At 63.0% G+C, this 13362-nt stretch carries 11 protein-coding genes and 1 pseudogene; 7 read left to right on the top strand and 5 right to left on the bottom strand.

The window, feature by feature from the left end:
* Window positions 1-4: 4 nt before the first annotated feature.
* The 4 genes from AC1DU8_RS19800 to AC1DU8_RS19785 all read right to left on the bottom strand — a co-directional run bounded on the left by AC1DU8_RS19800 (window position 5) and on the right by AC1DU8_RS19785 (window position 4637).
* Window positions 5-628: a carboxymuconolactone decarboxylase family protein gene (locus AC1DU8_RS19800; RefSeq protein WP_457281720.1), complete on the bottom strand. Its 624-nt coding sequence runs from the start codon at window positions 626-628 to the stop codon at window positions 5-7.
* Window positions 629-939: 311 nt separating this feature from the next.
* On the bottom strand, window positions 940-2163 hold the full coding sequence (locus tag AC1DU8_RS19795; protein WP_457281719.1) for an ATP-binding protein: 1224 nt from the start codon (window positions 2161-2163) through the stop codon (window positions 940-942).
* A gap of 158 nt (window positions 2164-2321) precedes the next feature.
* Window positions 2322-3038, bottom strand: coding sequence for a response regulator (locus tag AC1DU8_RS19790; protein WP_457281718.1), 717 nt, complete (start codon window positions 3036-3038; stop codon window positions 2322-2324).
* A gap of 192 nt (window positions 3039-3230) precedes the next feature.
* Window positions 3231-4637, bottom strand: coding sequence for an AmpG family muropeptide MFS transporter (locus AC1DU8_RS19785; RefSeq protein WP_477667556.1), 1407 nt, complete (start codon window positions 4635-4637; stop codon window positions 3231-3233).
* A gap of 31 nt (window positions 4638-4668) precedes the next feature.
* On the opposite strand from AC1DU8_RS19785, the gene AC1DU8_RS19780 reads away from it, so the two are divergent.
* The 5 genes and pseudogenes from AC1DU8_RS19780 (at window position 4669) to AC1DU8_RS19760 (ending at window position 10696) form a co-directional block, all read left to right on the top strand.
* Window positions 4669-5511, top strand: a complete 843-nt coding sequence (locus AC1DU8_RS19780) for a M48 family metallopeptidase (protein WP_457281716.1) — start codon at window positions 4669-4671, stop codon at window positions 5509-5511.
* A 20-nt stretch (window positions 5512-5531) separates the two neighbouring features.
* A pseudogene (locus AC1DU8_RS19775) lies at window positions 5532-6690 on the top strand (HPP family protein).
* A gap of 320 nt (window positions 6691-7010) precedes the next feature.
* Entirely contained in the window at window positions 7011-7379 is a 369-nt protein-coding gene (locus tag AC1DU8_RS19770; protein WP_477667555.1) for an Hpt domain-containing protein, read from the top strand.
* 30 nt (window positions 7380-7409) lie between these two features.
* Window positions 7410-10310 (top strand): PAS domain S-box protein, encoded by a 2901-nt coding sequence (locus tag AC1DU8_RS19765; protein WP_457281713.1) that lies wholly within the window; start codon window positions 7410-7412, stop codon window positions 10308-10310.
* A 2-nt stretch (window positions 10311-10312) separates the two neighbouring features.
* Window positions 10313-10696: a response regulator gene (locus tag AC1DU8_RS19760; protein ID WP_457281712.1), complete on the top strand. Its 384-nt coding sequence runs from the start codon at window positions 10313-10315 to the stop codon at window positions 10694-10696.
* A gap of 324 nt (window positions 10697-11020) precedes the next feature.
* Here the strand turns inward: AC1DU8_RS19760 and AC1DU8_RS19755 are convergent, their stop codons facing one another.
* Window positions 11021-11887: an exodeoxyribonuclease III gene (locus AC1DU8_RS19755; RefSeq protein WP_457281711.1), complete on the bottom strand. Its 867-nt coding sequence runs from the start codon at window positions 11885-11887 to the stop codon at window positions 11021-11023.
* Between the two features lie 11 nt (window positions 11888-11898).
* Here AC1DU8_RS19755 and pyrE point away from each other — a divergent pair, with 11 nt between their 5' ends.
* A complete protein-coding gene (gene pyrE, locus AC1DU8_RS19750; protein ID WP_477689668.1) occupies window positions 11899-12648 on the top strand; it encodes an orotate phosphoribosyltransferase in 750 nt (249 codons plus the stop codon).
* A 9-nt stretch (window positions 12649-12657) separates the two neighbouring features.
* A complete protein-coding gene (locus AC1DU8_RS19745) occupies window positions 12658-13326 on the top strand; it encodes a DUF4124 domain-containing protein (RefSeq protein WP_457281709.1) in 669 nt (222 codons plus the stop codon).
* Window positions 13327-13362: the final 36 nt, after the last annotated feature.

The raw sequence follows: 13362 nt of genomic DNA, 5'->3' as shown, positions 1-13362 counted from the left end.
CCGGTCAGGCGGGGAAGGCCGCCAGCGGCGAAAAACCCGGTTTGCCCTGGGTCGGCGTACGCGCCACGTTCATCACCCAGCACACCATCACAAAATAGCCGGCGAGGCTGACCAGCTCGACCACACCCTGTTCGCCGAAAGTTTTCACTGCCGCGGCGTAGGTGGCGTCGCAGCAGCCGTGCTGGCGCAGCACTTCGAACGTGAGGTCCAGCGCGACGGCCTCATCGGCGGCCAGTTCGCGCGGCTGCCTGCCTTCGGCGATCGCGTCCACAGTGGCCTGGCTCACGCCCGCAGCCACCGCCAGCGGCGCATGCATCAGCCATTCAAACTGGTTGGCGGTATGGCGGGCCGCCACGCAGGTAACGAGTTCGCGGATGCGCGCGTCCAGCGCGCTTTCAAAGCGCAGGTAAGCCCCCACGTCGCCGATGCGGCCCATGAGCTGCGGGCTGCGCAGCAGGGGAATGAACGGGCCAAACACGGCCTTGCGCGGGCCGGCGATCAGTGTGTCTGCAGCGGCCTGCTGCGCGGGTGACATGGCCTCCCGCGGCATCAGCGGCATCCGGTCTTCGGCAAGCTGGAAGAAGCCCTGGGGGACGGCGGGAGCTGGGGGTGTGGTGGCAAGGCTCATGGGGTTCCTGTGGGTGGCTGAATCCCTGAGCGTATCAAAGGGCGCGCCGCCATGTCTTCAGGCAAAAAAAAGCCACCGCGAGGTGGCTTTTGCAAACTTCTTCCGTGAGGAAGATGTCGTTGGGAATCATTGAAATGTTTCACCGACGTTTTGGTTTTTAGTCCCTTTTAGTTCCCCTTTTCCCCTATCCATTGTTGTGACAGCAACGGGAAGAAATGTCGGCGATTACACGCTGTCTGACCATTCTCCAAATAGAGGAGACCGCGCGGTTTAGTGTTGCTGGAGGCCGTACTTCGTGATTTATTTCACGTTTATGGGTGGGCGACCGGCAATTCAACAACAAAAGTCGCGCCGCCGCCAGGCCGGGCTTCGCAACGAACGCTGCCGCCATGGCGCTGGCTGATCGACTTCACCAGGGCCAGGCCGAGCCCCACGCCGCCTTCGCGTTCACTGGCGCCGGGCAACCGGTAAAAAGGTTCGAAAATGCGCTCCCGCTGCTCGGCGGGCACGCCCGGGCCGCGGTCATGCACCTTGATCACGGCCCGCTGTTTTGCGCCGGCCCGGGCCTGTGCCAGCTCGAGGTTAATCTCGCCGGTGCTATAGCGCCGCGCGTTTTCCAGCAGGTTGCGAATCAGCCGGCGCAAGAGGCGTGGAGAGCCCTGTACTGTCAGGCTGTGGCTATCGGCATCAATGCCAAGGCCGGCGCCGCTGGAATCCTGGCTCAGCTCTGCGCTCAACTCCGCATTGACGCGCGAGCATTCTTCGGCCGCCAGGCCCGTGAGGTCCAGGGTTTCAAAAGGCTCCGCGTCGGCCTGCTTGGCGTCGAGGCGGCTGGCCAGCAATATCTCGTCGATCAGCTGGTCGAGTTCGGAGATGCTGCGGGAAATTTCCTTGCGCTGCGGTGATGCGGCGTCGGTGCCCATGAGTTCCAGCCCCATGCGGATACGCGCCAGTGGTGAGCGCAATTCGTGTGACGCGTTGGCCAGCAGCGATTTGTGCGACTCCATCAGGGTTTCGATGCGCTCGGCCGCGTGGTTGAAGCGCCTGGCCAGGAAGGCCACCTCGTCCTTGCCGTCTGCGTTAACGCGGGCCGACAAATCACCGGCGCCCCAGCGCTCTACGCCGCGCTGCAGGGCTTCCAGCCGCAGCGTCAGCCTTCGCATCACGGGGTAGGCGCCCAGCGCCACGGCCAGGCCGACCACGACCAGCATCCAGCCAAAACCAAACGGAGGGCGGTTCCACGGGTTGTTGCCGGGTGGGCGTTTGGGCCGCGGCAACACCAGGTTCAGGGTCTGGCCGTCTTTGGTCAGCACGTCAAATTCCAGGCCGTCACCGGGTTTGCGGTCGGGCTTGGTTTGCGCTGTGCCGATGACTTCGCCCTTGTCGTTGTGCACCAGCACTTCGCGTATCGGCAGCTGCGGCGGGTCGGCGCTCAGGCGCCACGCCGCGCCCACCAGAAAAGTGAGGACCAGCACTGTAGCGACAACAGCCAGCCAGATTCGCACATACAGGTGCGAGGTAAAACGTCCCCACATATGGAGCTCCTATAAGTCCAATTTTCGGGCGGATGGCATCGTTGCGCGGTGCTCGGAATCCTCATGTACCCAAGTGCATTCCGGTGTCCTGCGCTCCGGGCGCCTCGCCCTGCATCCCGACAATTGCATTTCTAGGAGCTCCATAGCCATTTCCCTCCTTAGTCCTGCTGTTTGGCAAAAACGTAGCCGACGCCCCGCACCGTCAGAATGCGTTTCGGGTCTTTTGCGTCGGCCTCGATGGCGCTGCGGATGCGGCCCATGTGCACGTCGATGGAGCGGTCAAAGGCCTCGAGTTCGCGGCCGCGTACGGCTTCCATGATCTGGTCGCGGCTTAGCACGCGGCCGGCACGTTCGGCCAGCGCCACCAGCAGGTCGAACTGGTAAGACGTCAGCTCGCAGGGGTTGCCGGACACCGATACGGTGCGTGCATCGCGGTCGATCTCCAGCGAACCGAAGCGCATGACCTTGTGGCCGCCGCTGGAGGCTGCCGCACCCGTTTCGCCGCCGCGGCGCAGCACGGCCCGGATGCGCGCCAGCAACTCGCGCGGCTCGAAAGGTTTGGGCAGGTAGTCGTCAGCGCCAATTTCCAGGCCGACGATACGGTCCATCGGGTCGCCCTTGGCCGTCAGCATCAGCACGGCGGTATTGGCGTTTTCGCTGCCCTGGCCCTTGATGCGCCGGCACACTTCCAGTCCATCCATGTCGGGCAGCATCAGGTCCAGGATGACCAGGTCGGGCGTTGCGGCTTCCAGTGCTGCCAGACCTGCCGCGCCGTCGGCTGCGTGGGTAAAACCGTAGCCCGACTGGCGCAGGTATTCGCCCACCATATTGGCCAGGCGGGTATCGTCTTCAATCATCAAAAGCTGTTGGGTCATGGCTGGTCCTCGTGTGCAGGTGTTCCCCTTGGGGTGGGATCACAATGAAATTCATGGTGCGCCGGGCGCAACAATCCCGCTTGAAGCCACCGTAAAGTTACGGTAAACCGGGGCAGCGAGCCTCCAGCATACTCCGTGCACGGCACGTCCGCCATGGTGCGGAATTGCTATTGAATTAATAGCTGATTGCGCTTATTCCTTCTGGGTTTGCGGCGTTTTAAGTCTTGAGGCAAAACCCACCAGAACCAGCACCGGCAGGCCCAGCAGGGCCGTTGCGGTGAAGAAGTTGCTGTACCCGAAAGAGTCCACATACTTGCCCGAATAGCCGGCCAGAAACTTCGGCAGCAACAGCATCATGGAGCTGAAAAGGGCGTATTGGGTGGCCGAATAATTGATGTTGGTGAGGCTCGACAGGTAGGCGATGAAAGCGGCTGAAGCAATGCCGCTGGAGAGGTTGTCGGCCGAGATCACGAAGATCAGCGCGTTGACGTCGTGGCCCCGCGTGCCCAGCCAGGCAAACAGCAGGTTGCTGGCGGCACTCAGCACGGCGCCCAGCATCAGCACGCGCATGACGCCGAAGCGCATGGCCAGCGCGCCGCCCACGAAGGCACCGACCAGTGTCATCACCACGCCGTAAATTTTGGTCACTGCAGCTACTTCGTCTTTGGTGTAGCCCATGTCGACATAGAACGGGTTGGCCATGATGCCCATGACAACGTCGCTGATGCGGTAGACCGCGATCAGGGCCAGGATCAGCAGCGCCTGCTTGCCGTAGCGGCGCAGGAAATCGGCGAACGGGTCGACCAGCGCGGTTTTAAGCCACTCTGCAGCGTTGCGCGACGGCGCCAGCGGGCGCGGCGCTGGTTCAGGCGACAGCAGCACCGTCGCCATGCCCAGCAGCATGGACGCCGCCATGACCAGGTAGGCCACTTGCCATGCGCCGTGCTGGTAAGTGACGGCGTCGCCTGCGACTTCGGCACGCGCTGCAATCCACAACGCCCCGGCGCCGGCCCAGATCATCGCGATGCGGTAACCCGTTTGGTAGGCGGCAGCCAGTGCGGCCTGGCGCTGGATGTCGGCCGACTCGATGCGGTAGGCGTCCAGCGCGATGTCTTGTGTAGCCGACCCGAATGCCACGGCCAGTGCACACCACACGACGGGTTGCAGTGCCAGCTTGGGGTCCGTCAGTGCCATGCCGACAAGCGCCGCCACGATGACCAGCTGCGACAGCAGCAGCCAGCTGCGCCGGCGCCCAAGCAGACGCGTGAGCAGCGGAATGGGCATGCGGTCCACCAGCGGCGCCCACACCCACTTGAAGCCGTAAGCCAGCCCGACCCAGCTCAGGTAGCCGATGGTGGTGCGGTCTATGCCGGCTTCGCGCAGCCAGAAGCTCAGCGTGCCAAACACCAGAAGCAGGGGCAGGCCGGCGGAAAAACCCAAAAACAGCATGCGCAGCGTGGCGGCTTCGGCATACACGCGCCAGACATCGCGCCAGGCGGGTTTGGGTGCGGCTTTAACAGTGGGGGCTGTAGATGCCGCGCTGTGCGCAGCGACAGGGGCGGATGATGGCAGTTCGGAGGAGGGGGTTTTGTCTGACATGGGCATTTTGATTTGTGACTATTATTCACCCATGTGCTTTTTATGCGAGGCCAAACACTCTGCCTGGGCTGGCCGCCGGGCGTTCCTGCTGGCTGCCGGCGGCGCCGCAGCGACGGCCGTCACCACCCCGCTGCTTGCGCAGGTTGATGTCGGGCCGTCATCGGGGCTGCGCAAGCTGATCCCTGCCGAGGAACTGGAAAACGCCGCCACGCAGGAATATGCCAAGCTGCTGGCGGAGGCAAAGTCCAAAGGGGCGCTGGCGTCGCCGGGCAATCCCCAGCTGCAGCGCATACGCGGCATCGCTACCCGGCTGGTGCCGCAGGCCGCACAGTGGAACGACCGTGCCAACCAGTGGCGCTGGGAGGTCAACCTGCTCGGCAGCAAGCAGATCAACGCCTTCTGCATGCCCGGAGGCAAGATTGCGTTCTACACGGGCATCATCGATCAGCTCAAGCTCACCGACGATGAAATTGGAATGATCATGGGCCACGAAATGGCCCATGCGCTGCGCGAGCATGCACGTTCCCGCATCGCCAAGAGCGCGGGAACCGGGCAGCTGCTCTCGCTGGGTGCGCAATTGCTCGGCCTGGGCCAGCTCGGCGACGTGGCTGCCAACATCGGCACCCAGCTGCTGACGCTGCGCTTCAGCCGCGAAGACGAGACGGACGCCGACCTCGTGGGTCTGGAGCTGGCCGCGCGCGGCGGCTATAACCCGCAGGCATCCGTCAGCCTCTGGGAAAAAATGGCGCAGGCTGGTGGCGGTGCCGGCGGTCCGAGCTTTCTTTCTACCCATCCCTCCGGTCCTGAGCGCATCCAGCAACTGCAGGCCAATGTGCCCAAGGTGCAGGGTCTTTATCAACGCGCGCGCGGCTGATCTGGCCCCTGGTGACCGGTTTGACGCAGCGCGCCGCATTCTTCACGCGCGCCTGGTGGCGGGGCTTCCGGCCGGGACGCACCCGCATCAACTCTCGCGAGCGACTGCGCATTGTCGTTGGGTCGCTGCTGGGTATTTTCGTGACGGGGCTGCTGTGCCACCTGGCTGACCGGATGATGCCGGGCCTGCCCTGGCTGGTGGCGCCGCTGGGCGCCAGCGCCGTGCTGGTGTATGCCGTGCCGGCCAGTCCTATGGCGCAGCCCTGGAATGTGGTGGGCGGTAATACCCTGTCGGCGCTTGCCGGCATTGCGGGCGTGCATGGCATGCATCTGCTGGGCTCGCCGGCGCTTGCGGCCGCAGTGGGCGTGGCCACGGCCATCGCGCTCATGCTGGCGTTGCGCTGCCTGCACCCGCCGGGCGGCGCCACTGCCTTGATGGTGGTGCTGGGCGGAGTTTCCGACCCGCTGTTTGCCTTCTATCCCGTGATGCTCAATCTCCGTGCTGCTGGTGGCGGTCGGCGTCGCCTACAACAACGCCACGCGCAGGGCCTATCCCCACACCCAATTGGCCCCGCCGGGCCCCGCGCCGTCCGTAGAAGACCAGTTGCTTGATGCGGATCTGGACGCCGTACTGGCGCGCTACAACCAGGTGCTGGACGTCAGCCGCGACGACCTCAAGACCTTGCTGGCCGAAACCCGGCTGCGCGCGTACGACCGCAAACTGGCGGAAGTCCGCTGCGCCGACGTCATGTCGCGCGATCTCGTCACGGTGGAATTCGGCACTCCGCTGGAAGAGGCCTGGGCCCTGCTGAGGGAGCGCCGCATCAAGGCCTTGCCGGTGGTGGACCGCAGCTTCCGCATCGCGGGCATCATCACGCAGGCCGACTTCATGCGGGCGGCTGAACTCGATTTGTACGAAGGCTTTGACGCCAAGTTGAGGCAGCTGGTGCGCACCACGCGCAGCGTTTACTCCGACAAACCCGAAGTCGTGGGCCAGATCATGACCCGCAACGTGCGCGTAGCGGGCATGCACCGGCGGCTGGTGGAGCTGGTGCCGCTGTTCGGCAGCACCGGTCACCACCACATTCCCATCATCGGGGAGGGAGAGCGGCTGGTGGGAATTATTACCCAGTCTGATGTGATCGCTGCGCTGGGGCGGGCTGCCGATCCATCGGCTTGATGCGCGCGGCGGCCCCAATGATTGAATGCTAATGTATTTAGTTTCCGCGTAGATTCAGGGGTTTTTGCGATAAAGCAGGCTATAAGAATTAATTATTCATCGGTACAGATGATTCGCTTCTGACATCCCGCCGCAAGCGGTGCACCCCAAGGCGAAACCTCGTACTTGTCCTACGCTGCGTTTTGGCACCTGCGCCGTAAGATAAGCCGCATGTGCTTTCTTCTTCATCAAGTGCAACATGCGTGCCCGCGCGGCTTGCATGCCAAGGCGACTTCGGGGCTGGTCACCAGCTTCTCCCGCGGAACCGCATCAAATAGCGCATGGCTGGCGCCAGCTTTCCGGATGCCATGACGCAACCCAACCCGGCCCTGCTCGCATTTCTGGAGGAGCAGCGCGCCGATTACACCCGCTCGTTGCCGCGTCGTCTTGAGCAGGTGGAGGCCTTATGGCAACAAATTCTCAACGGCGACGATCTGGCGCAGGCTCTGCCAACCCTGGAACGCCATGCGCACAGCCTGGCCGGATCTGCGGCAACCTTCGGATGGGCCGACCTCGGTCTTGCGGCCCAGGCGCTGGAACTGGCCATAGAACCTCATGTCGGTGCCGGCCGGCCGCTTTCGCCGCAGGTGCAGGCCGAAGTCGGACGGGCAGTTAAGGCACTGCAGCAGCGCTTTCCCGGTACTGCGTGAACGCCTACGATCAGATCGCACAAAATGTCCATGTTTTCCTCCAACGCTTTTCTGGTCAAGATCAAAATCGCATTGGCTGCAGGCCTTGTGCTGATGATGGTTGTGGGTGCGGCCTCGTACATCGGCATCGACCGCCTGATTGAAACGGCGCAATCCCGGGTGCGCACGGAAGACACGCTGGTGATGCTCGAGCGTGCGGACTCCGGCCTCCGCACGGCCGAGTCCACATTGCGACAGTATCTTCTGAGCGGCAGCCCCCAGGAGCTGGAGGAGTTCCAGCGGGCTCGGGTCGAGTTGCGCGCGATCAGGGCACGCATGCGCAGCGCCAACGTGCTGCAGGAGGCCGTAGAGTTTGACGAACTGATCAACCAGCGCGCCCAGATCGCGAACCAGTCCATCGCGGCGCGCAAGGCGTCCGGCCCCGAAGCCGCTGCGACCGTTCTCGGCAGTGATGCCAGCCGGCAATTGAGGCTGCGCACCGACGGGTTGCTGGAAAACGCGCGTAATCGCGAGGTCCATAAGTGGCGTGACGCGCAGGCCGCGGCGGAGCATAGCGCCCAGTGGGCTCAGGGCTTCATCATCGCGGGAAACCTGCTGTTTGCCTGCATGCTGGCCTGGATGGTCTATGTGGTCAAGCACTATGAGCACGTGCGAAAACGCGGCGAGGAGCAATTGCGAGACACAGAAGTGATGAGCCGCAGCATTACCGAGGGTATGGTCGAAACGGTGATCACCACCACGTCCGACGATATCGTTCTGGAGGCCAACGCGGCGGCTTTGCAACTCTTTGGGTACGAGAAAAGCGATCTGATCGGCCGTGACGTGTCGGAATTGGTGCCGCCGCGGTTTCGCCAGCAATACAAGGATTTCACTTCCATGATGCGGGAGCAGCCGGAAACGTTCCGGATATCCGGGCAGGAAGTGCGCGCCATGCGCAAAGATGGCAGCGAGTTCATGGTCAGTGTGTCTTTTAGTGATGTGCAGGTCGGCGGCCGCCGCCTTTTCACCGCGTTGATGCATGACATTACCGAGAGCAAGCGCATCAGCAAGGCCTTGCGGGCGAGCGAGTCCCAGCTGCGCCAGGTCACCGATACGGTGCCGGCCCTGATTGCTTACCTCGATACGGAGCAGCGCTTTCGCTTTCACAACCGCGCTTACGAAGCTGCTTTCGGCCTGAGCTTCGAGCAGATCGACGGGCACCCCCTGGCTGAAGTGCTGGGTCCGCAGATTTACGAAACCGTCCGGGAGAAAGTGGAAGAAGTGCTGAGCGGCAAGCCGGTCCGCTACGAACGCACCCAGGTGACGCCGCAAGGCGAGCGCAGGCACTTCGCGATGCAGTATTTCCCCCGCTACGGCGAAGGCGCCGCCAAAGACAAGGTCATCGGGTTCTTCTCAATGGGCACGGACATCACCGAGCTCAGGCGTATCGACCGCATGAAGACCGAATTCGTATCCACCGTCAGCCACGAGCTGCGCACGCCGCTGACGTCCATACGCGGCTCTCTGGGGCTGATTTCCGGCGGCGTGGCCGGTGAGCTGCCTGCGGCGGTGAAGAACCTGGTGGGCATTGCCCAAAGCAACTGCGAGCGCCTGATCCGGCTGATCAACGACATCCTGGACAGTGAAAAAATCGAGTCCGGCAAATTGCGCCTGGACCTGCAGGTGGTGGACCTTCGGCAACTGGTGCAGCAGGCGCTGGTCGCCAACGAGGGCTTTGCCGGCCAGCACCGGGTGGACCTCGTGTTGCGGGCGCCTGACGTCGCCCTGCAGGTGCGGATCGACGCCGATCGCATGACCCAGGTTTTGACCAATCTTCTGTCCAACGCGGTCAAGTTTTCGCCGCCGGGCAGCCCGGTGGAGGTCAGGCTGTCAAGGTCGGCGCAGCGCGTTCGCGTCGAGGTGGTTGATGTCGGCCCCGGCATTCCCGAGGAGTTCCACGGTCGCATTTTCCAGAAATTCTCGCAGGCAGACTCTTCCGACACCCGGCAAAAAGGCGGAACCGGCCTCGGCCTGAATATTTCTCGCGCGCTGGTGGAAAAGATGGACGGCACGATCGGCTTCAGCAGCGCGGAAGGCGTGGGAACCACCTTCTTTTTTGAGGTGCCGGAATGGACCAACCCGGTGCCACTGCTGCAACCCGTGCGGATACAGCCGGCTGTTTCAACCCGGCCTCGCATCCTGATCTGCGAAGGCGATCCCGACGTGGCCAGGCTGATCAGCATGATGCTAAGCAAGGCCGGGTTCGACTCCGATATGACACACAGCGCGGAGCAGGCGCTGGCTTGCCTGGCAGCCAACAGCTACGACGCGGTGACGGTAGACCTGAAACTGCCGGGGCAGAACGGCGTGGCCTTTATCGGCCAGCTGCGGGAGGATGAAAGAACCCGCCACCTGCCTGTTGTGGTGATCTCGGCCATGGCCGAGCAGGGGCAGTTGCAGTTCAACCGCAAGCCGCACACGGTGTCGGACTGGCTCAAGAAACCCATTGACGAGCGGTTGCTTATTCACAGCTTGCGACGGGCCGTTGTCAGCGTGGATGAAGGCAAACCGCGCGTTCTGCATGTCGAAGACGACCAGGATATCCAGCAAATCACGGCCGCCATTGCACAGGATTTTGCGACCTTCGAATTTGCCACAACGCTGGACGAGGCTCGCGCCCTACTGCGCCAGCATTCATTCGACCTGATCCTGCTGGACCTGTCGCTCGGCAGCCATTCGGGCTGGGACCTGTTCGAGGATATCGACGCCCTGGATCCGCGTCCGCCGGTGATCGTGTTCTCGGCCGGCGACGTAAACCCGGCAGATGGCAAGCAGGCCGATGCGGTGCTGGTCAAGGCCCATACTTCCAATACCGAACTGCTCAATACAATCCAGCGTGTGCTCCAGATTCCCGCCGACTACCGCCCCACCCAATCCCAACCCCTGATCTGATCATGACCAAACCACTGACCCGTATCCTGTATGTCGAAGACGAACCCGACATTCGTATGGTTGCGCAGATGGCGCTGGAAGCCGTAGGCGGCTTCACCGTTATCGCCTGCGCTTCGGGCCAGGAGGCGCTGGATGCCGCACCGGGCGCCGGCGCCGACCTGCTGCTGCTGGACGTGATGATGCCCGGCATGGACGGGCCCAGCACGCTCAAAGGTCTTCGGGCATTGCCGGCCACGGCCGACACGCCGGTGATTTTCATGACCGCGAAGGTGCAGGCTGCAGAGGTCGCGGTGTACAAGGGCCTGGGCGCCATGGAGGTGATCCCCAAGCCGTTTGACCCGATGGAGCTGTCTAGCCAGATCCAGCGCATCTGGGCAGCACAGTAGAGCCCCCACGGTGGAGTAGAGCCCCCACAGTCGTTCACTGCGTGTAACTCCTTGCCCCCCCGAGGGGGCCGCCCGCCTGCGGTCTGGCAAAGCCGAGAAATTGGCACACCCCTATCGGGCTCACTGCGTGTAGCCCTTTTCCCCTTGCAGGGGACTGCGCCTGCGGCCCGGCAAAGCCGGATCCGCGGCCCCGGCTGGGTTGAAAATTCAGGGACTAACCAGCGGGGTATTCACCAGCAGGGGCCGCGGGACTGGCTTTGCCAGACCGCAGGCGCCGCCCCCTGGAAGGGGGGACAGGCTACACGCAGTGAGCCTGGGCGGGGGTCAAAGTCCAAACTCATAGTCCACGCTCATGGGCGCGTGGTCGGAAAACCGCTGTTCCTTGTAGATATGTTCGCTGCGGGCCAGCGCGGCAAATGACGGCGTGGCCAGGTGGTAGTCCAGCCGCCATCCCACATTCTTGGCATAGGCCTGGCCGCGGTTGCTCCACCAGGTGTAGGCCGCGTCCGTGGCTGTGGGTTGCAGCTTTCGGTAGACATCGACCATACCGCCGCCCTTGACCGAGGGGCCTGTGCGCTCTGTCAGCTCCTGTGCGGCTTCGTTGGCCAGCTCGGCATCGCGCAGCAGCTCGGTCATCCAGGCGCGCTCTTCGGGCAGGAAGCCGCTGTTCTTTTTGTTGCCCTTGAAGTTTTTCAGGTCGATTTCCTGGTGCGCGATATTGATGTCGCCGCACAGCACGAAGTCGCGCGTTTCCTTCAGGGCCAGCAGGCGCGGATAAAACTCGGCCAGGAAGCGGAACTTGGCGGCCTGGCGTTCCTCGCCCGAAGAGCCGCTCGGGAAATAGCAGCTGATGATGGACAGCTTGGGGCTTTGTTTGCGCCCGGGTCTGTCAAAGCGCAGTTCCACATAACGCCCTTCGGCGTCGAATTCGGTGGAGCCGTAGCCCACGATGACATCGCTGGGTTCGTGCCGCGTGTACACGCCGACGCCGGAGTAGCCCTTTTTCTCGGCGAAGTGAAAATGGCCTTTCATGCCGGCGATTTCCTCGAACCGGCCGCTCATGTCGGCGGCTTGGGCCTTGAGCTCCTGCACACAAATACAATCCGGCATGGATTGTGCAACCCAGTCCAGCAACCCCTTGCTGGCTGCGGAGCGGATACCGTTGAGGTTGAGGCTGGTTAATTTAAACATGGGACTTTCAAATGAGCACGGCAGGGAAACGGGACAACAAGGGCAAAGCGCATTCTGCGGACGATGCGCTGGCACTGGAATTCGTGCAGTTTGCCGTCGAATCAGGCGTACTGCGCTTCGGGCAATTCAAGACCAAGGCCGGGCGCATGAGCCCCTATTTTTTCAATGCCGGCCTGTTTGACGACGGAGCCAAGCTGGGCCGGCTGGCGCAATTCTATGCGCGCCACCTGCTGGCCGAAGAAGAGCGCAGCGGTCTTGAATTCGACATGATTTTCGGGCCCGCCTACAAGGGCATTCCGCTGGCTGCCGCGGTGGCCATCGAGCTGGCGCGGCTGGGGCGCAATTTTCCGTTTGCCTACAACCGCAAGGAGGCCAAGGATCACGGCGAAGGCGGCACGCTGGTCGGCGCCCCGGTCAAGGGCCGCGTACTGATCATTGACGACGTCATGTCCGCCGGCACCGCTGCCCGCGAATCCATTGCCATCATCCGGGCAGCCGGGGCCATTCCCCACGCCGTGGCGCTGGCGCTGGACCGGCAGGAGAAGGCCACCGAAAACGGTGTGGATGTGAACCACAGTGCTGTGCAATATGTTACGAATCAGTTGGGGTTGCAGGTTTGTGCGATTGCGCGCCTGACCGACTTGCTGCAGTATCTCTCCAGGCAGGGCGGCACGTCGGCTACAAGCGCTCCTGAAACGTTATCTTTGCAAGCGCACTACCAGTCGGTGCTGGCCTATCGCGAACGATACGGCGTCAATTAAGGATTCGAATTGCTCCTGCGAACCCCGCTCACGGTCACCTGTATTTCACTCATGTGCCTGGCCGGCCCTGTTGCAGCGCAGAACATCTACACCTGTGTAGACGGCAAAGGCCGCAAGATCACGGCAGACCGCCCGATCATTGAATGCATAGACCGCACACAGCAGGAGCTGAGCCCGTCCGGCGCGGTCAAGCGCCAGGTGGGCCCGTCGCTGACCGTGCAGGAGCGCGCCGCCCTTGAGGAAAAAGAGAAGGTCGCCGCCGAAGTGCGCGCACGCGAAGCCGAGGAAAAACGGCGTGACCGCGCCCTGTTGCTGCGCTATCCGCGCCGGGAAGTGCACGACCAGGAACGCGTCACCGCGCTAGCCCAGATCGACGAGGTCATCAAGGCTGCGAGCAAAAGAACGGTGGAACTGGCCGCGCAGCGCAAGAGCATCAACAGCGAGCTCGAGTTCTACGCGAAAGACCCCGCCAAGGCGCCCCTCGCGCTGAAACGCAAGATCGAGGAAAACGACAGCAGCGCCCTGGTACAGAAGAAGTTCATCCAGGACCAGGAGCAGGAAAAAAAACGCGTCAACCAGCGGTTTGACGAAGAGCTGGCCAAGCTCAAGCAGCTGTGGACCATTGCCGGCGTGCCTGCCATTGCGGCCAGTGGTGTTGCTGGCGCCGCAAAAAATTAGCGGCTCGCCCCTGGGCCGCTGCTAACGCCGTCAGAA

The sequence above is a fragment of the Polaromonas sp. P3_A5 genome, assembly GCF_056403055.1.
Note: the sequence above shows the minus strand (reverse complement) of the source record. Positions and strands in the feature narration are given on the sequence as shown.